Genomic DNA, 18,628 nt, shown 5'->3' on the forward strand with positions numbered 1-18,628 from the left:
AAAGGGCCGAATTGGGGGAATCTGTGAACTCCGCGCTTCCATTGCTTGCGCCTGCCCGCATAAGGCGCGCTGCCGCCGTCGTCCTTAGCCTTGCCATGGCCGCACTTTTGCTGGTGGTGCCGGGCACGCTGGCGATGGCCGCCGACCCATTGGTCTTCACGTTTAAGCGCACCTCGCCGCCTACCTTGCAGGCAGGCCAACCGGCGCTTTTTGAGTTCACTGCCTCGAAGCCCGTTAATCGGGTGACGGTTGAGATTTCCTTCTGGACCGGTGAGAGGCGGACCGCAAGCGCTGAGTGGAAATCGCAGGCACCCTCCACATCCGGTTCCGTGGCACTGGATACCCCGGTGGACACGTGGCCAAATGGGCCCGTTCAGATCCAGAACATCGGGGTTGGCGTTCACAATGGGGATCCGGTGTCCTTCCGGCGCGACGGCTCCTTCATCGGCCCGGCTGTCGCATTAGGCCCTTTCCACGAGGAAGACGTCTACATCGAGAATCCCGCGCTGCCCCGCGAGGCCCCCGTATTCACCGCGTTGAAAGAGCCCATTGCTCCTGTGGAACCTGGACAGTCAGCTGCCGTGAAGTTCTCCCTTGGACTCCCCGCGCAACGCGTGGAGCTGGACTATCTGGATGAGTCGGGAATTACAGGAATGTCCCTCACGTGGACAGGCCCAACCTCCGCACAACCAGCTTCCGGCGTCGCGACCGCTCCCATCACCTCAAGCACGTTCCACGGCCGCTATGCCCTGAACAAAGCCACTGTCACCTATCTCGGCGGGACGAACATCGTTTACCACCGCAACGGCTCGTATGACGGCGTCATGATGCCATCCCCGGGGAATCGTGCGCCCTTGGAAGACGGCGACTTCTCGGTGCAAAACCTTCAGGCGATCCTCAGACCGGTGGCGTTTCCATCCGGGGTGAAGATTGCCACCGACTACGGTTTGGAGACGGTGCCGGTCGCGGACGTTGGGGGAATGTCGCCCCCCAACGCCCGGCTCGAATACCAATGGTTCATCGATGGCGCGCCAGTCGAAGGAGCCACCTCCAAATCACTCGATGCCACCATCGGCGGTAAGGTCCTGACCGTCCGCGTCACGGCCCACGCCGAAGGCCACGTGCCAACCACGGTTACCTCCGACCCCATCGGTCCGATGCCGCGGCGTCTGAACACCCACTTCATGTGGGTGACAGGCAATGCGGTCCTGGGCGGGCAGGTCTACCCCACATGGGCCGGCCCGCCATGGGTCTCCCCCGAAGGCGGAACGCCCGCCTACACCTATGTGTGGAAGCGCGATGGCGTGGTCATTCCAGGAGCCACAAATGCCATCCGAACTGTCACGGCAGCTGACATGGGGCATACGCTCACCGTCGAACTCAACATCATGTACGAACCCCTGACGCAAAAGACGTTGACGGCCGACGTTCCTATTCCCCATACGCAACGCAGTCTCGGCTTCAATGCTGATGGCACCGCGGATATCTTCGCCCGCACAGCATCGGGTGACCTGCTCCTGTATCCCGGCAACGGCAAAGGTGGCTGGCTTCCCGCCCAGACCATCGGCCGCGGCTGGGACATCTTTGACACGCTCCTGGCTCCCGGCGACTTCGACGGTGACGGCGCCACTGATGTGATCGGGCGGGACCGGTCAGGCAAGCTGTTCCTCTACTCCGGAAACGGATCCGGCGCCTGGAAAGGCAGCCGCCAGATCGGGCAGGGCTGGCAGGGCTTCAAAGAAATAGTGGCGCCGGGAGACTTCAACCGCGACGGCGCCCACGACCTTCTGGCCAGGGACAGCTCGGACCGGCTGATCCTCTACCCCGGCGATGGCCACGGAGGATGGAAAGCCCCCGTGACCGTCGGTTGGGGCTGGGGCGGCTACTCACGGCTCATTGCTCCGGGCTGGTGGACCGGCTACCACGAAGCCAACATCCTGGGTCAGACCACATCCGGCGAGCTCAAACTGTACGCCGGGATCAATACCGGCTTCTTTGACTTCCGGACTACCGTTGGTTCGGGCTGGAACAGTGTTGTCACGGTGGGTGGACCAGGCGACTTCAATGGTGACGGCAGTCCGGACGTCTTTGGCGTGGATGCCAAGGGGACCATGACCATGTACTGGGGCAATGGCACAGGAATCAACGGCTGCGGCCTCGATTGCGGCTACTGGAAGGGGCAAACAGTGGTCGGCTGGGGATGGGGCGGCTTCAGCGCGATCTTCTAGCTTCTTCCCGGAATGAAGGCACGCCATCTCCCCGCACAGGAGATGGCGTGCCTTTTGTTTTTGGCACATACCCCCAGGGGGTACTTGTGCAGATACCCCCGTGGGGTATACATTGTTGGCATGAGCCACGTAGATCTGGACATCACCACGGATGCAACCGGCGGTCCGGCAGTCGCCCCACCCCACGGCTACACCAGCAACAAGGACGCCTACCTGCGCCGCCTGAAGCGGATTGAGGGCCAGGTCCGCGGCATTGCACGCATGGTGGAGGACGACAAGTACTGCATCGATATCCTCACGCAAGTGGCTGCGGCCACCAAGGCCCTCCACGCCGTAAGCCTGGGACTCGTCGAAGAACACATCGGCCATTGCGTCGTTGGTGCCGCTTCCGAGCCCGATCCCGAAGCCCGCGCCGAACAGATCGACGCCAAAGTGAAGGAGGCCACCGATGCCATCGGGCGCCTGCTGCGGTAACTCCGCCAAGACCCACCACACCATTCAACTCACCACCAAGGAGAGCATCATGAGCCAGACCATCCAGACCAACGTCAACGTTTCCGGCATGACCTGCGGCCACTGCGTCTCAAGCGTGAGCGAAGAACTTGAAGCCCTCAACGGCGTCGAAGACGTCTCGGTCGACCTCAACCCCGGCGGCCTGTCCACCGTGACCATCACATCCACCAGCGAGCTCTCGCCGTCGGAAATTGGCGAGGCCGTGGCAGAAGCCGGCTACCTGGTGGTAGCCAACGAAGCTTAGGAGCCCTCTTGAGTAACCAGGAGATCTTCAACCCGCCCGAGACCCGGGTGATCGAGCTGGACATTGAGGGCATGACCTGCGCCTCATGCGTCAATCGAGTGGAGCGGAAACTGGGCAAGCTCGAAGGCGTCGAGGCGAGCGTCAACCTCCCCCTCGAATCCGCCCACGTCACAGTCCCGTCCACGGTCACAGACCAACAGATCGTAGATACGGTCAACGCGACAGGCTACAAAGCCACCCTCCGCCCAACCCCGGCCCCCCACACCCGTTCTCAAACACACGAGGGCCACGACCACTCCTCCACACCCCAGGACGGTCACGGAGGCGTACAAGCGCCTTCGGATGAAGAAGCCAGCCGCGAAGCTGCCACGAGCGGTGCCGGTGGGGCCATGCGGCAGCATGCGTCTAAGGTGGGCCCACGCGAGCAGGGTTCCCTGACCGAGCTTGCGAGGTTAGGGAGCTCGCGGGGAGGAACGACCGAGCATGCAGAGCATGGCGCCAGTGGCGCCGCGGACGGAACGCACCACGGAAGCGACCACATGGCCCACGGCCCCGCCGCTTCAACGCTCCGCCCAAGACTCATCACAGCAGCCATCCTGACCGTCCCCGTCTTCGCCATTTCGATGATCCCCGCCTTCCAGTTCGCTCATTGGGGCTGGGTTGTTGCCGCGCTGGCGTTGCCGGTGGTGAGCTGGGCGGCTTGGCCGTTCCACAGGGCTGCGGCCGTTAATGCGCGCCACCTCGCATCAACCATGGACACTCTCGTTTCCATCGGCGTCATCGCTGCCTACCTCTATTCGGCGTGGCAGCTGATCGCCGATCCGCGCATGACGGAGCACCCGGGCATGGAGAACATGTCCGGTGGCGGGCTGTACTTTGAGGTCGCCGCCGTCGTGACCACGTTCCTGCTGTTGGGCCGGTATCTGGAGGCGAACGCGAAGGCCAAGGCGGGCAACGCCCTCAAGGCCCTGCTGAACCTGGGCGCCAAGGATGCCACGATCTTGGTGGACGGCCGTGAGGAAAAGATTCCGGCCGAGCAACTCCTCGTGGACGACATCTTCGTTGTCCGCCCAGGTGAGAAGATCGCCACCGATGGTGTCGTCACGGACGGTGCTTCCGCCGTCGACGCTTCACTGGTGACCGGCGAGTCCGTTCCGGTGGAGGTGGGGCCGGGTAGCCCGGTCACGGGCGCAACCATCAACACCTCCGGGCGGCTGCTGGTGCGTGCCACGCGGGTGGGCTCGGATACGACGCTCGCGCAGATGGGTCGCCTGGTCAGCCAGGCGCAGACCGGCAAGGCACCGATTGCCCGTCTTGCGGATCGCATCAGTGCGGTTTTCGTGCCGATCGTGCTGGTCATCGCGCTGCTGACGTTCGCACTGTGGTTGTTCTTCACGGGCGACCTCAACGCCTCGTTCACCGCGGCGGTGGCCGTCCTCGTGATTGCCTGCCCTTGTGCCTTAGGACTGGCCACTCCCGTTGGCTTGCTCACCGGCACGGGTCGCGGCGCCCAGCTGGGCATCCTCATCAAGGGCCCGCAGGTGCTCGAGGATACCCGCCACGTGGACACGATCCTGCTGGACAAGACCGGCACGGTGACCAGTGGCAAGCTCGCAGTTGACCACACGGTCGCGCTGAACGGCCACTCGGAGGCGACCGTCCTGACGCTCGCAGGAGCCGTCGAGGCTGCGTCCGAGCACCCGATCGCGCACGCGATTGCCGCTGCCGCGAGGGACGGAAGGCCCGACGGCGGCACTCTCCCAAGCGTCGATGGCTTCAGTTCCGCTCCGGGCGGCGGAGTTCGGGGAACCGTTGAGCTGGACGGCACCGCCAGGACAGTTGTGGTGGGACGTTCGGGCTGGCTCGAGGAAAACGCGATCGCCCTTGAGGACGGACACAGGGACGCACTGGCTTCCCAGGAGAATGGCGGAGCAACCGCCATCTGGGTTGCCGTGGACGGCCAACCGGCCGGAATCGTGAGCTTGAGCGACACCATCAAACCGGGTTCCGCAGCCGCGATCCAGCGGCTCAAGGATCTAGGGCTCCGTCCCATGCTCCTGACCGGAGACAATGCCGCGGTCGCCGCCCAAGTAGCTGCCGCCGTCGGGATTTCACCTGGTGACGTGTTCGCCGGGGTGTTGCCGGAAGGCAAGGTGGACGCTGTCCGGAAGCTGCAGGCTTCAGGGGCTACCGTGGCCATGGCCGGGGACGGTGTGAACGACGCCGCGGCGCTGGCGCAGTCGGATCTGGGCATTGCGATGGGTTCGGGAACCGACGTGGCGATCGAGGCCTCGGACCTGACCGTCATGGGCAGCGACTTGAACCAATTGGTCCAGGCGATCGAGTTGTCGCGGAAGACCTTGTCCACCATCAAGACCAACCTGTTCTGGGCGTTCTTCTACAACGCGATTGGAATCCCGGTGGCGGCGCTTGGCCTGCTGAACCCGATGATTGCGGGCGCAGCGATGGCAGCGAGCTCGGTGCTGGTGGTCGCGAACTCGTTGCGGCTCCGCTCCTTCGGCAAGCCCAACTAGGTCGCAGTACAGCGCGTTTTGAGGGCTCAAAACGGCATCTGCTGCGACTTACATTCGGGTTGAGGCCCGGGCTACGCCGTCCCGAACCGGACGGCAGCCCGGGCCTTTGCCTTGGCTGCTTCCTCGTCGCGGTTCTTCGCAGGGGCGTGGCTCACCAACGAATCCAGGAGATGCTGCGTGATGTGGGCGATCTCGTGGACGGCCTCGGCAAAGGCTTCCTCGTTGGCCTTGGAGGGCTTGGTGGAACCGCTGATTTTGCGCACGTACTGCAGCGCTGCGGCCTCCACTTCAGCCGATGTGGCCCGTGGTTCGAAGTTATGCAGGGTCCGGATATTGCGGCACATAAACCCATGCTAACTATGGGCAGTGCTGCATGGGGAGGGGTGCCCATCGACGCAGTTTCGAATCCCGGGATAGGTTTTAGTCATGGATCTTCCGGATGAGCCGGAGGCCGCTGGGGATGCCGAAGAGCTCGGGTCCGAAAAAAGAAGGAGATATCTCATGGCTATTTGGGGTGCAGACGTTGATCAGCTTCGCCAGCTCGGTAACAAGCTGAAGGCCGGTGCAGAGAACATCGAGCAGCAGCGCTCACAGCTCAAGGGTGCTCTTGACGGCACGGACTGGAAGGGCCCGGACGCTGACAAGTTCCGCAGCGAGTGGGACAGCAACCACGCTTCCAACCTGAAGAAGGTTGCTGACGCCCTCCGCGAAGCCGGTGACCGCGCTCAGAAGAACGCAGAGCAGCAGCAGCAGGCTTCCAACTAAGACAGTTGGGAATGGCCCGGACGCACAGCGTCCGGGCCATTCGGCGTTAAGAGCACAGAGCGGCCCCGCATCGCATTAGCCGCGCGGCGCCTTGGCGACGGGCCCCGAGGGGACGGGTTCGACGTCGTTCGCGTGATCCAGGACCCGGGCCGCGGCAGCCTCCGCTTCGGAGCGGGCGGCGCGTCGGTCGCCACGAAGCTCGTCGACGCGGACCAGGACAACGCCGCCCACAATAAGGGCACCGCCCATGAGCTGGATGGGGCCGGGGAGTTCGCCCAGCAGCAGCCAAGCCCAAACCACGGCAAACAGCACCTCGGTCAGTGAGACGAACGAGGCCACCTTGGAGCCGAGGCTCCGTGCGGCCATGATGCCGGACACGTAGGCCAACACGGTAGCCAGGATGATGAGCCCGGCAGCAGAAACCCACCAAGGAGTAGTCCACGGCCCAAGCTTGGTGTCCGCGGTGCTGAACGTCATCGGCAGCAGGCCCACCGCACCAACCAACCACATCACCAGCGCGCCCACAATGAGTCCGCCGGAGGCGAGGACCAAAGGGGGAAGGGTGTCGTTTTCCTTGGCGGTGATGAAGAAGTAGATCACCAGGCAGACCGCCGCAGCCAAACCCCACAGGACACCGATGAAGTCGACTTTGACAGCCCCGGTCAGGTCGAGGACCAGGACCAGCCCGCCCAGCGAGAGCAACGCGCCCGCGGCAGTTAGCGCGCGCGGCCGGCGCCGGCTGGCGATCCACAGCCACAGCACGATCAGGACCGGAGCCAGGTATTCGAGCAGCAGCGCGACGCCAACGGACAGGCGCTCCACTGCGTTGAAGTAGAACAGCTGGCAGCCGGCCACCCCGATGAGGCCGAAGAGCAGGATAGTCAGCCAGTTGTCCTTCAGTTGGTGCCAGCGGCCTTTGAGAAGTACGACGGCGGGAATCGCCAGAATCAGCGCCGCACCTGTCAGTCGCACGGCGACGGCGGAACCGGGTGACCAGCCGGTTTCCAGCATCGACTTCGCGAACGAGCCGGACGTGCCGAAAACCGCTGAGGAGAAGAGGGCGATTCCGAGTCCCGATGCCAGGAAACCCTTTGCATCAGCCTTGGTTTTTGTAGCTGACACAGCAGCCTCCTGTCAGGAGTAAAGTGGGCTTATGGTCATGACAGTACTCCCGAATCATGTAAGGAGTCAAAGTGCTTTTTGCGCCTGACACCGAGGTTGCGCTACGCAGCGTCGTACATTTGATCAACACAGCAGCAAACGGAGAGGATTCGCTGGCTACCGTCGAGGACTTGGATGCCTTCCTTCAGGCCGAAGGTTTCTCCGGTTCGCGGACCCGGACAACCGCGGAACTGCGCAGCGTAAAGCGCTTGCGGAGCGAACTGACGGGTCTTTGGTCCGCCGACGAAGACACCGCTGCGAAGTCCGTGAACAAGCTTCTTTCCGACGCGAAAGCACTACCCCAGCTGGTGAAGCATGACCAATGGGACTGGCACCTGCACGCAACCACTCCGGAAGCCCCCTTGGCTGATCGGATGGGTACCGAAGCAGCCATGGCAATCATCGACGTCATCCGTAGCAAAGAGATGGACAGGATGCTTGTGTGTGCCGCCGAAGACTGCGACGCCGTAGTCCTGGACCTCAGCCGCAACCGCTCAAAGCGCTACTGCGATACCGGTAATTGCGCCAACCGTGCACACGTTGCGGCGTACAGGGCGCGGAAAGCTGCGGAGGCCGAGTAGTCCTGGCACCTTTGCCGCGGACATGCCAAAGGCAGGACGCACTGTGCGCCCTGCCTTTGTTGGTGTTGCTGCTCAGATGATGCCCGTGGGTACCAGCAGGACCCAAGCCAAGGCGGGGGCCACGAGCACCACTCCTCCTGCGTACATCATGAGCTGGCGGTAGACGCGCTGGCGGTCGTTCTCCCGGGCGTTGGCGACAACCAAGGCTCCGTCAGTCGAGAACGGCGATACATCCACAACTGTGGCGGCGATCGCAAGCGCGGCCACGGTTCCCGAGGCGCTCAGCGAACTGGTGGCCAACAGCGGGCCCGCCATGGGTATGAACGCCGTGAGGAGGGCTGTGGATGAAGCAAAGGCAGAGCCCACACCAATGACGTAGCAGAGGACCAACGCGATCAAGAGGGGAGCACCAAGCGCGAGCGCCATTTCCGCGAGGGTGTCGATCACGCCAACGTGCTGGAGCAAGGAGACGTAGGTAATCATGCCAGCCACCAGGAGGACGGTTGACCAGGAGATACCACCAATGAAGGTCTTGTGTTCCTTGATGTTGACGAAGGCGAGGAGCAAGCCCGCTGTCAGGGCAACAAAGCCGATCGGCATGTGGAAGCCCAACGTGCACACGAGGATCGCGAGGATCAGTGCCAGGGTGAGGAGCTGCTGGCCGTTGGGACGTCCGACGCGGGGCGTGTCCAGGCCGGCGTACTCGTTGGCGTGCTTGTCCCGTAGCTTGCCAAGGAGCGCGAACAGCACGATGGTCAGGGCCGAGAGAATGAAGTTGAGGGCGAAACTGGCGAGGAAAAGTGCGCCTTGGTCGATGGGAAAGCCGTTCTTTTGGGCGATGTCGTGGACCAACACCCCTGCGACCGAGAGCGGTGAAAAGCCGCCGGCGTGGGCTCCGTTGATGACGAAGGCACCCATGAGAACGGGGTGGATTCGGGACTCGTAGGCAAGGCCGAGGGCGGCCGGCGCCAGCAAGGCCACTGCAGCCGGGCTGAATGTGCCCAGAGCGGTCAATGCTGCAGCCATGAGGAAGAAGACCCAGGGCAAGAGCATGGTTTTGCCGCGGACCAGTCGGACACAGGACTGGACGATGATGTCGATGGACCCGTTTCGTTGGGCCATGCTGAAAAAGTAGGTGACGCCGATGATCGTCAGGACGATGGTGGCCGGAAAATCCTCCAGGATCTGCCTGTCCGTCATCCCAAGGACGAAGTACCCCACACCGAACGACGCAACGAGGCCCATGACGCCTATGTTCAACGGCCACTTCGTAGCAACAACGAACATCACTACGAGGATGACGAGCGGGATGATCTGCGTGGCGGTCATGGTCGGCTCCGATTCCGAGGCGGCCACAGGGCCAAAAATGGCACCTCCGAAGAGGAGGGCGACCAGACCCAGGAATGTAATCGCGGCTGCCGTCACCAGCAGGATACGACGACGACGCCGGGGAGGCTGGAGTCGTCCGTCCGCAATGGTGCCAGTTGCTGGTTTCTCTGCTGTTTTAGTCATCATGCTCTCTCTTCATCGAGTAGCGCCGGCAAGGGAAGGCTCGACCGTGCTGTCGAGAACCTCAGGAAGGTGAATTGTGGTGGAGGCGATGGTGCGGGCAGTGCGGTCCACGCCGACGACGAGTGAACCGTTCTGCTCCTCACTCCAGGTCGCGATGACCCCGGATGGTGTGCGCAGCCGCAAGGTTTCCCCGGTGGCTCCGCCCGTGAGTTCATGGGCGACAGTGCCCGGGGTGCGGGCGGCGAGTGTCAGCGCGACGCTTCCGGTGATGGCGAGTGCGGGGTGCGGCTTCCCCATCGAAAGCATCATGACGTTGATGTCGCTTTCCTGGTCTGAGCGGGCCGGGGATGCAACGACTGCGACTTTGGGGACGGCCCGCGCAGCTTCCTGCGTGGTCGCTGCGAGGCCCATTCGCACGGCTGCTTGGCGCCGGATCTGCTCCAAGGTTTGTAGCTGAAGTTCCACCCCGTCACGCCAGGTGTCGTAACGTTCCGGGTCCAGGCCGAGCTCCTCTGCCCTGAGAATGACCACTGGAGCTCCGGCATCCACCATCGAAACAGTCCAGAGGCTTCCGCCTGCTGTCATCGCGTCCAGAGCCAAGCCCGTTGGCAGTAGCTGGCCGGTTGTTTTTCCGGCCGGATCCTGGAATCCGAGCCCCACCTGATACCCGGGGAAGGGCACCCCGGGCATTTGTGCCTGTGGAGTGATGGGCAGCGCCCCTGAGGGTGTGCCCACACGCTGGATGATGATTTGGCCCGTGTTGGTGTTACGGGTAGCGATCTGGGTGAAATCTCCGGTTGGCGTCACCCAGCCCTTTTCGATTGCGTAGAGGCCCACCACCGCCGAGCAATTACCGCAGTTGCTGCCCCAATCGACCGCTGCTTCTTCGATCCCCACCTGGGCAAAGGTGAATTCGACATCGACATCGCCGTCAACGGGCCGAGTGAGGATCATTGCTTTGCTGGTGGTCGAGGTCGCGCCGCCTACGCCGTCGATTTGCCGGTGGTCGGGACTGCCGAAGAGCCTGGGAAGCAGCACGTCCGGGGCCGTCCGGGCCTCTTCCAGTTCTGCAGCTTCGAAAACCCAGCACTTGCTGGTTCCTCCGCGCATCCATTCCGCTTGGATCTTCATGCTCTTGTCCTTGCTCTTCGACTCCCCGACGTGTTCAGGGGCATGTTTCGAGATTGAGCCAGATCACAAGTGAAGACAATGTTGGATATCTGGGGGAGTATGTAGAGAAACTTAATTCACCTATCTGCTTGGTCCTGCAACAGACGCTGGGACCTCTGCGATGCTGAATCCGTCCCACACAATTCCGGCCTATGAGCCGTGGTTTAAGCTGGATAAAGCGACTATGGAGGGCGTTATAGAGATGCTTAAGGCCGAAGACAACGATTTATTCGATATCCGCCGCTTGGCGCTGCTCGTGGAAGTGGTGGAGCAGGGCTCCATCACCGCGGCCGCCGAACTCATGATGTACACGCCGTCGGCAGTTTCGCAGCAACTGCGGAAGCTGGAACAGGAAGTCGGGCAGCCCCTCTTGAACCGCCGCTCCCGAGGCGTGGTCCCCACCGAAGCAGGACAGGTCCTGGCTGGGCATGCGCGCAAGATCGTCCGCCAAATGCGGGCAGCGCAGTCGGATTTGGACCAGATCGCGGGGCTCAAACGCGGCTCCTTGACCATTGGAACATTCCCCACCCTTGCCGGATCATTCCTGCCGCTGGTCATTCGCTCCTTCAAGAAGCGGTACCCCGCCATCAGCCTTTCCCTTCGGAGCGCGCGTTTCGAGGACCTCGTCGCCGACTTGCAGTCGGGCGTCACGGGCTTGTGTTTGCTTTGGGATTACCCGTGGAATCGGTTCCATGACGATTCGATCCGAACAACGGAGGTCTTCCAAGAAAGCACTGTCCTCCTGGTATCCCGGGGGCACGCCTTGGCTGACCGTCAGGAGATACGGATGGAAGAACTACGAAAGGAATCCTGGATCGTCCGCGCCGAGGCGCACCCCGTGGTTGAAGTGCTGCAACGTTCTGCGCACGCCGCTGGCTTCGAACCTTCCATCGGCTTCCTGGCCAACGACTATCAGGAAGCCCAGGCCATGGTGAGTGTTGGGATGGGGGTGGCAATGGTGCCCAAAACCGCTGTTGCCCTCCAGCACCCCGATGTCCGTGTCATCAGCCTTGGTTCCGAGGCACCTTTGCGGCGGGTATTCCTGGCCCAACGCCAGGACAAGGTCTACGCTCCGGCGGAAGTAGCCTTCCACTCCACCCTGCTGGAGATTGCCAAAGAACGTGCCCAGGACTACGTCTAGGAGCAGCACCCCCGCCTTGCGCGCAGGGAACCGCGGAGCTGCGGAGGCGAGTAGGCAGCCGGCTTCGTTCCCGGCGTATGGATTTCGTTAAGATTCCAGCGATCCAACTCAGAATGGCGCGTTCTTCCATGATGCTTTGATTCGAGGCCATGTGCCCGCGAGGTATCAACCAGGAGGATGTGAAGAGCGCGTGAAGACGGGAGTCAAACGCGGCAACAAGCAGGACGGCCTGACCCTCCCGCGTCCAGTGACGAAGGGCCTTGACCCGCGCAAGGGACGTGACGGTGCTGGACGAAGCGCTGCCGCCCTGCTGCACCCCGCAAGGACAGTTCCCGCAGCGTTCCTGGGAGTCATCGTGCTGGGTGCCCTGATGCTGATGCTCCCGATCTCCCGGACCGACCAGGTTGTGGACCCGTTCATGCCTGCACTGTTCACTGCCGTCTCCTCGGTCTGCGTCACGGGGTTGGTCACCGTGGATACAGCAACGTTCTGGACACCCTTCGGACAGGGGGTGATCATGTGCCTGATCCAGGTGGGCGGGTTCGGAATCATGTCGCTGGCAACGCTGCTTGCACTGATGGTCCGCAAGAGTTTGGGACTCCGCGGACAACTCGTGGCTCAATCCGAAACGCACACCTTGAACTTCGGGGATGTTCGCTCCGTGTTGTTCAGGGTCGCCAGGATCATGCTGACGTTCGAGGCGATGACCGCCCTCATCCTTACCGCACGCTTCTGGTTCGCCTACGACCGGAACCCCGCCACTGCGCTGTGGCACGGCAGCTTCCATGCTGTCTCGGCGTTCAACAATGCGGGTTTTGGCCTGTACAGCGACAACCTGATCAGTTTCGCCGAGGACCCGTGGATCATCGTTCCGATCTGCGCTGCCATCGTCGTAGGAGGAATCGGCTTTCCTGTGTTGATCGCGTTGTTCAAGGACGGCGTGAAAGTCAGGCTATGGACTGTGCACATCCGGTTGACTGTGTACGGAACCCTGCTGCTCCTCCTTGTTGGGACTGCCCTGTTCGCTGCGTTCGAGTGGGATCGCGAACAGACACTTGGCCCACTAAGTCCCGGCGGGAAACTCCTCGGCGCCCTGGCAGGTGGCGTCTTTCCCCGTACCGCCGGATTCAACAGCATCGATTACGGGGCCGCGTCACCGGAAACGCTGATGGTCACCAATATCCTCATGTTCATCGGGGGCGGCAGCGCCGGAACGGCCGGGGGCATCAAGATCACCACTTTCCTGGTCCTGGGCTTCGCCATATGGAACGAGGTCCGGGGGCGTGATGACGTCACTATCGCCCATCGCTCCATCTCTCCGGCGGTACAGAGGCAAGCCCTGTCGGTGGCCCTGCTGGGTGTGGCAGCCGTCATCGGTGGAACCCTCTTGCTCCTGATGGTCACCAACTTTGGCTTGGAGCGTGTCCTTTTCGAGTGCATCTCCGCATTCGCCACGGTCGGATTGAGCACGGGCATCACGTTCGACATGCCGGAGAACGCCCAATGGGTGCTCATGGCGCTGATGTTCATGGGGCGCATCGGCACCATCACGGTTGCTTCCGCCTTGGCACTTTCCTCCAGGCCTAAGCTTTACCGGTTGCCCGAGGAACGGCCCATCATCGGCTAACGTCCCTGCCGGGTGCCTGCGTGGGCAGGAGCGAAACGCGCAAGAAAAAAGCGCTCCCCCACCTGGGTGAGGAAGCGCTGGAAGGTCAGCGGTCGGCGTCGGGCGTTTCCGGAGTCCCAGCCGAACCCGCCGAACCGTGGCCACCGCGGCTCGGGCGTTTGGAGCTGAGGTTGACGCCGGAGCCCTTGCCGAGATGCTCGGCGTTTTCCTTGTGGCTCATGGAGAGCATCGCCGCCACCACGAGGCTCACGATGAACGCGATACCGGCGCCGGTGAACGCGAGATCGAAACGCGGGGCACGTGCGCTCCCGCCGGAGGCGAAAATCAGCACGGCAAAGAACGCCAGGATCCCGAAGAACGCGGAGAACATGAGCGGTCCCTTGACCGAGGTCCGCATCTTGCGCGGTTCTCCTGGTGTCTGGTCTGCCACGGTCATTCCTCCAATGATGGCGGGCTGTTCGGCCCCCGCCGGTCTGCAAAAGTTCTACAAGGAGTAGAACGTCCAGCTACTAGTTTACGGCCTCAGGGGAAGCGCCCGGCGCAGCGGCCTGGGATCCGGACCGGGCGGCACGGGTGTCATGGCGCAGGCTGAGCCCGGAAAGGATCCAGAGCACGCCGCCAATGATGGCACCTCCGCCTGCCACGCCCAAGAGCGCATGCGCGCCGAGCGTGATGAAGAACGGCAACGCAACGGCAGTCCCCACAGTCACGACTCCCGAAATGAGCCAGTCACGTGCCAGAAAGTCCTGCTTGCGGATACCGCGGAAGAGTTCGCAGGCTCCCAGCACCACCAGCGCGAACACCGCGGAAAGCGCGACGCCGGCATCAGACTGCGTCACAAGCGCACCCACGCCACCAATCGCCAGAGCTGCAGGAGCGGCCACCGGGAGCGCCCGAAGCATCCAAACAGCTCCTGCCGTTGCCAACAAGTACAGTCCCGCTGCCCACGCCAGGACCTGGACGGACGGGCCGCTCCAGAAAGCGGTCACCACGCCAAACACCAACGCAACCACCGCGCGGATCAGCACGGGTTTCCAGGGTTCGCCCACCGGGGCAGATGGAGTCCGGGCAGGATTTGTTGGGAGAGTCACGCGTCCAGTTTAGTGCGAACCCAGCACCATCCATTTATCGGTCCGCGCCCGCAGCCCCAGAGTGACCCCGCGCGCCAGCATGTAGCCCAGCGCAAACGCAAGCCACAGCCAAACCAGCCCCGCCGCGCCGTCGGGCCTTACCAGGTGGACCGCCGCCAAGAGCGGCAGGTAGACAGCAAGATTTACGACGCCGGCAATCGCCAGATACCGCGCGTCACCGGCGCCGATGAGGACACCGTCGAGGACGAAGACGTAGCCGGCCAACGGTTGACCCACCGCAAGGACCCAGAGGGCGAGGGTGAGCGCGTTGATGACCCCGGCGTCGGAGGTGAAGAGGTAGCCTGCCCACGGCGCGGCCGCGGCCAGCAGAACGCCGGTGATGACGCCGAATCCGAGACCCCAACGGACCATGGTGCGGGTGAGTTCGCGGGCACGCCCGGCGTTTCGCGCACCTAGTTCCTTGCCGATCAGGGCCTGCGCGGCAATGGCGAGCGCATCCAACGCAAAAGCCAGGAAAGAGAAGATGGTCATCGCGAGCTGGTGTGCGGCGAGGTTCACCGCGCCTTGGGCCGTGACCACCACCACCGTGGTGAGGATGGCCAAGCGCAGGCTCAGGGTGCGGAGCATCAGCCACGAACCCACCTTGGTCATGGCCCGGATCCCATGCCAGTCCGGCTTGAGGGACACGTTGTGGCGACGGGCGTTGCGGCCCACCATGACGAGGTAGACCGCGGCCATGGCCCACTGCGCGATACTTGTGCCGATCGCCGAACCCGCCACTGACAGGTTCAGCCCATACACAAAGAACCAGTTCAAGGCGATGTTCACTGCGAAGCCGGCGGTGGCCACAACCAGCGGCGTGCGGGTGTCTTGAAGTCCCCTAAGGACACCGGTTCCGGCGAAAATCAGGAGCATCGCGGCAAGGCCGGGCATGGACCAGCGCAGGTAATCGACGGCGAACCCACGGACGTCACCGGTGGCGCCCATGAAACCCACCAGTGGTTCGGCAAAGATGAAGCCGAGCACCGCGAGCACCACGCCCAGCAACAAAGCCAGCCACACGCCGTCGCGCCCTGCAGCCAAGGCCTTGCCCAACTTGCCGTCGCCGATCGCTCGGGCGACTGCCGGCGTCGTCGAATATGCCAGGAAGACCATCAACCCGACCGCCGTGTGCAGGACCGTGGATGCAAGCCCCACGCCGGCGAGTTCCGCTACCCCAAGGTGACCGACAATCGCGGAGTCGGCCAGGAGGAAGAGTGGTTCGGCGATCAGCGCTCCGAAGGCGGGGACGGCAAGACGCAGGATCTCGCGGGCGTTTGAGCGCGTGGGGGCGGTTGTGGTTTCAGGCACTAAACAAGGGTAGTCCGCTGGGAGACGGGTAAGTTGGGGGCGTGTCACATGAGCATCCCGTCACAGTTTCAGTAGCGCGCACCATTCTTCCGGGGTATACACGGCAAGCAAACGCCTGGGCACATGCCGGGCAGGAGCTCGCTCGGGAATGGCCCGGATATTTGGGGTCGGGTTGGGTTCGGAGCGGCGCCGATTCCAGCGAGTGGCACATGCTGTATCGATTCGCGGACGCCGGTTCATTGCAGGCGTGGGAGCAGTCCGAAGAACGGCGGTGGTGGATCGACAGCGCCCGGGACATGATGGAAACCACGCGGGTGGAGCGCCGGACGGGCATCGAAGGGTGGTTTTCGCAGCCCGGAGACGTTTCGGTGGTGGTGCCGGAAACGGTGGTCCCGCCGCGGTGGAAGCAGGCGATCAGCATCTTCCTGCCGTTCTTCCCGTTGAGCCTGCTGGCGAACTTCCTGCTGCATCCGTTGACTCAGCGGTGGCCACTGGTTCTGCACGTTTTGTTGACCATCGTGATCCTGACCCCGTTGATGACGTACATCTTCCTGCCCATCACTACACGTTTGCTCCAGCCGTGGCTGCAGGCGAAACCGCGGGGCCGTCGAGCAACGCCAGGCGTTGGATAGGTCACGAAACTTCTCGATTAGTTGACTCTTCAAGTTATTTCCGGAAGGGTTGAGTGCATGAACAAGTCGACCCTGACCACCACAGCCCTGACCATCCTGCGCGTTATCGCAGGATTTCTCTTCGCCGCGCACGGTTGGCAGAAGTTCAATGAATTTACCCTCGCCGGCACCCAGGCAGCCTTCACGCAGATGGGCGTCCCTGGCGCTTCCGTGATCGCGCCCATTGTTGCGACCCTGGAACTCGTTGGCGGCATCGCGCTGATTGTCGGGCTCCTGACCCGCGTGTTCGCGGCGCTTCTCACCATCAACATGCTGGGCGCGCTGTTCCTGGTGCACGCTCCGGCCGGCGTCTTCGTCACCAACGGCGGATACGAGCTCGTCCTACTGTTCGCCGGCGCCGCCTTGGCTCTTGCCCTGGCCGGCGCAGGCAGGATCTCGGCCGACAACGCCCTCTTCGGCCGCCCGGGCTCCAAGCTGCGCGTCCTCGCGTAGCCCCACCCCACCCCCCAACGCTCTCTCACCTATGGCCCCAAATCGACCGACGTTCTCTCACTTTCACCAAGAAAGTGAGAGAACGTCGGGATTTAGGGGGCCATAGGTGAGAGACGGTTGCCGCCCGGGGGCTATAGGTGAGAGACGGTTGCCGCCCGGGGGGCCATAGGTGAGAGAGCGTTTAGCCCTGGACGCCCGTCAGCTCGTTCGGCACGTGCTCCAGTTTCGCGGACTTTGTCACCTTCCCGGTTTTCAGGTCCACAGCGTGAAGTGACTGGGTGGCAGGTTCGGTGACGAACGCCGTCGAGCCCTGAACGAAAAGCGTGGGGCGCGGGTCCTGCCAGGTCTCGGACTCTTCCCAGGCTCCAACCACGGGGATCGTCGAGGTGACCGTGCCGGAGAGCGGGTCGATGACGCGCAGCGCGCCGTCGGTGCCGAGCACGAGCGCTTCCCCGGCCGGGCCGCGGCCCAGCGAGCGGAACGAGTAGCTGGCGCCGAGGTCCACGAGCTGAAGCTTGGCGGTCTCGGTGTTGACCAGGGAGATGCGGGTGGGGCGCTCAAGCGTTGCAGCCTTGTCCACCTTGTAGTCACCCAGGATCACCGGTGACTTCTCCGAACCGGCCTGGTTGCCCATGCGTCCATAAGCGTCCGGGCTCGCGACCTTGGTAATGGCGCCGTCTTTGTAGATCAGCATGCCGTTCTCGCAGCCCACCACCACGGCTTCCCCGGCGGCAACCGCTTCGCCGTGCACGCCCGGGCAGTCCTCGTTGCGGACTATTTCCTTGCGGGCCTGGCCTTTGCCCGCTTCCAGGACGGCGATGCCGGTGCGCCCTTCCTCATTGCCGAGGGTGATCAGCAGCTTGCCGTCCTCCAGCTCCACCGCGACCCCATGGTGAGCTTCAGCCGTGGTGTAAACGTCAGTTGCGGGCAGCTTGCCCTCCTCAGCGGCGGCACTGAGCGCACTGGATTCGAACGTCTCCACCTTGCCGGAGCCGTCGCTGAACAGCACGGTCTTGTCCGCGTGGCGCACCACGTGACCGGCCTTGCTGGCCTCGAATTTCAACTCGGTCAGCTGCGGGTCGGCGACGTAGTGGTGGCTGTGGTCGCCGTGCGGTTCGGTCCATGCGCCGGCGTCGAAAACGCGGAAAGCGTCGCCTGTGGACACCAGGACATGCCGACCGTCGCCTGCGGGGTTGAGGCGGTTGAAGCCCTCGAGTTCCGCGTTGTTACCCACCGGCTCAAGCGTCTTCGCATCCACTACGGCAATGCCGCCGTCATAGGTGTAGACGAGTCGAGGCGTCGGGGCGCCGGCTTCCTTTTCCTTCGATGCTGCGGCTGTGGACTCGCTTGGGCCAGCGGCCGGATTGGTGCCGGGGGCGGCGCAAGCGGTGAGCAGCAGGGCGGAAAGCCCGACGGCGGCAAGCGGCTTCGTGCCGCGACGGCGCCATCTCGGGGTGGTTGGGCGTGCGGAAATCGGGGCGGGGTGATGAGACATGAGTTAAATGATATTGATTCTCATTTGTTCCGCAAATCATGTCACCAGTGGCGTAAAAAAGCCGTTGACAGCAAGATATTGAGGGGTGGGCC

General features: G+C 63.2%; 18 protein-coding genes. 10 read left to right on the forward strand and 8 right to left on the reverse strand.

Annotated features, from left to right (window positions below):
* Positions 1 to 23 precede the first annotated feature (23 nt).
* The 4 genes from AB0N65_RS11365 to AB0N65_RS11380 all read left to right on the forward strand — a co-directional run bounded on the left by AB0N65_RS11365 (position 24) and on the right by AB0N65_RS11380 (position 5,519).
* Positions 24 to 2,228, forward strand: a complete 2,205-nt coding sequence (locus tag AB0N65_RS11365) for an FG-GAP-like repeat-containing protein (RefSeq protein ID WP_364161186.1) — start codon at positions 24 to 26, stop codon at positions 2,226 to 2,228.
* Between the two features lie 120 nt (positions 2,229 to 2,348).
* Positions 2,349 to 2,702 (forward strand): metal-sensitive transcriptional regulator, encoded by a 354-nt coding sequence (locus AB0N65_RS11370; protein WP_364161188.1) that lies wholly within the window; start codon positions 2,349 to 2,351, stop codon positions 2,700 to 2,702.
* A 49-nt stretch (positions 2,703 to 2,751) separates the two neighbouring features.
* Positions 2,752 to 2,985: a heavy metal-associated domain-containing protein gene (locus AB0N65_RS11375; protein ID WP_223935099.1), complete on the forward strand. Its 234-nt coding sequence runs from the start codon at positions 2,752 to 2,754 to the stop codon at positions 2,983 to 2,985.
* A gap of 8 nt (positions 2,986 to 2,993) precedes the next feature.
* Positions 2,994 to 5,519, forward strand: a complete 2,526-nt coding sequence (locus AB0N65_RS11380) for a heavy metal translocating P-type ATPase (RefSeq protein WP_364161190.1) — start codon at positions 2,994 to 2,996, stop codon at positions 5,517 to 5,519.
* A gap of 71 nt (positions 5,520 to 5,590) precedes the next feature.
* Here AB0N65_RS11380 and AB0N65_RS11385 read toward each other — a convergent pair whose 3' ends face one another.
* On the reverse strand, positions 5,591 to 5,863 hold the full coding sequence (locus AB0N65_RS11385) for a DUF2277 domain-containing protein (protein WP_364161192.1): 273 nt from the start codon (positions 5,861 to 5,863) through the stop codon (positions 5,591 to 5,593).
* 157 nt (positions 5,864 to 6,020) lie between these two features.
* Between AB0N65_RS11385 and AB0N65_RS11390 the strand changes: the two genes are divergently transcribed.
* The gene (locus tag AB0N65_RS11390) at positions 6,021 to 6,284 is read left to right on the forward strand and encodes a WXG100 family type VII secretion target (RefSeq protein ID WP_364161194.1); all 264 of its coding nucleotides are present in this window, start codon (positions 6,021 to 6,023) and stop codon (positions 6,282 to 6,284) included.
* Between the two features lie 75 nt (positions 6,285 to 6,359).
* On the opposite strand, the gene AB0N65_RS11395 is transcribed toward AB0N65_RS11390, so the two are convergent.
* Entirely contained in the window at positions 6,360 to 7,406 is a 1,047-nt protein-coding gene (locus tag AB0N65_RS11395) for an EamA family transporter (protein WP_364161196.1), read from the reverse strand.
* A 71-nt stretch (positions 7,407 to 7,477) separates the two neighbouring features.
* On the opposite strand from AB0N65_RS11395, the gene AB0N65_RS11400 reads away from it, so the two are divergent.
* Positions 7,478 to 8,026: a CGNR zinc finger domain-containing protein gene (locus AB0N65_RS11400; protein ID WP_364161198.1), complete on the forward strand. Its 549-nt coding sequence runs from the start codon at positions 7,478 to 7,480 to the stop codon at positions 8,024 to 8,026.
* 72 nt (positions 8,027 to 8,098) lie between these two features.
* Here the strand turns inward: AB0N65_RS11400 and AB0N65_RS11405 are convergent, their stop codons facing one another.
* Positions 8,099 to 9,538 (reverse strand): SLC13 family permease, encoded by a 1,440-nt coding sequence (locus tag AB0N65_RS11405; protein WP_364161308.1) that lies wholly within the window; start codon positions 9,536 to 9,538, stop codon positions 8,099 to 8,101.
* A gap of 12 nt (positions 9,539 to 9,550) precedes the next feature.
* Positions 9,551 to 10,669 (reverse strand): PrpF domain-containing protein, encoded by a 1,119-nt coding sequence (locus AB0N65_RS11410; protein WP_364161200.1) that lies wholly within the window; start codon positions 10,667 to 10,669, stop codon positions 9,551 to 9,553.
* A 241-nt stretch (positions 10,670 to 10,910) separates the two neighbouring features.
* Between AB0N65_RS11410 and AB0N65_RS11415 the strand changes: the two genes are divergently transcribed.
* The gene (locus AB0N65_RS11415; RefSeq protein ID WP_364161202.1) at positions 10,911 to 11,849 is read left to right on the forward strand and encodes a LysR substrate-binding domain-containing protein; all 939 of its coding nucleotides are present in this window, start codon (positions 10,911 to 10,913) and stop codon (positions 11,847 to 11,849) included.
* Between the two features lie 190 nt (positions 11,850 to 12,039).
* Complete coding sequence (locus tag AB0N65_RS11420) at positions 12,040 to 13,476, forward strand: potassium transporter TrkG (RefSeq protein WP_364161204.1); 1,437 nt, start codon at positions 12,040 to 12,042, stop codon at positions 13,474 to 13,476.
* 85 nt (positions 13,477 to 13,561) lie between these two features.
* Here the strand turns inward: AB0N65_RS11420 and AB0N65_RS11425 are convergent, their stop codons facing one another.
* From AB0N65_RS11425 to AB0N65_RS11435, 3 genes are all read right to left on the reverse strand, one after another.
* Positions 13,562 to 13,912 carry a hypothetical protein gene (locus AB0N65_RS11425; RefSeq protein ID WP_364161206.1) on the reverse strand — a complete coding sequence of 117 codons (351 nt, stop codon included), beginning with the start codon at positions 13,910 to 13,912 and terminating at the stop codon, positions 13,562 to 13,564.
* 73 nt (positions 13,913 to 13,985) lie between these two features.
* Positions 13,986 to 14,567, reverse strand: coding sequence for a hypothetical protein (locus AB0N65_RS11430; RefSeq protein ID WP_364161208.1), 582 nt, complete (start codon positions 14,565 to 14,567; stop codon positions 13,986 to 13,988).
* A 9-nt stretch (positions 14,568 to 14,576) separates the two neighbouring features.
* Positions 14,577 to 15,917: an MATE family efflux transporter gene (locus tag AB0N65_RS11435; RefSeq protein ID WP_364161210.1), complete on the reverse strand. Its 1,341-nt coding sequence runs from the start codon at positions 15,915 to 15,917 to the stop codon at positions 14,577 to 14,579.
* A 41-nt stretch (positions 15,918 to 15,958) separates the two neighbouring features.
* Between AB0N65_RS11435 and AB0N65_RS11440 the strand changes: the two genes are divergently transcribed.
* Together AB0N65_RS11440 and AB0N65_RS11445 are read left to right on the forward strand one after the other, a co-directional pair.
* Positions 15,959 to 16,549, forward strand: coding sequence for an antibiotic biosynthesis monooxygenase (locus AB0N65_RS11440; RefSeq protein ID WP_364161212.1), 591 nt, complete (start codon positions 15,959 to 15,961; stop codon positions 16,547 to 16,549).
* Between the two features lie 57 nt (positions 16,550 to 16,606).
* Positions 16,607 to 17,041, forward strand: a complete 435-nt coding sequence (locus tag AB0N65_RS11445) for a DoxX family protein (protein ID WP_364161214.1) — start codon at positions 16,607 to 16,609, stop codon at positions 17,039 to 17,041.
* Positions 17,042 to 17,222: 181 nt separating this feature from the next.
* Here the strand turns inward: AB0N65_RS11445 and aztD are convergent, their stop codons facing one another.
* Positions 17,223 to 18,536: a zinc metallochaperone AztD gene (gene aztD, locus AB0N65_RS11450; RefSeq protein ID WP_364161216.1), complete on the reverse strand. Its 1,314-nt coding sequence runs from the start codon at positions 18,534 to 18,536 to the stop codon at positions 17,223 to 17,225.
* Positions 18,537 to 18,628: the final 92 nt, after the last annotated feature.

It is taken from the genome of Paenarthrobacter sp. NPDC089322, from assembly GCF_040684895.1.
Lineage (GTDB): Bacteria > Actinomycetota > Actinomycetes > Actinomycetales > Micrococcaceae > Arthrobacter.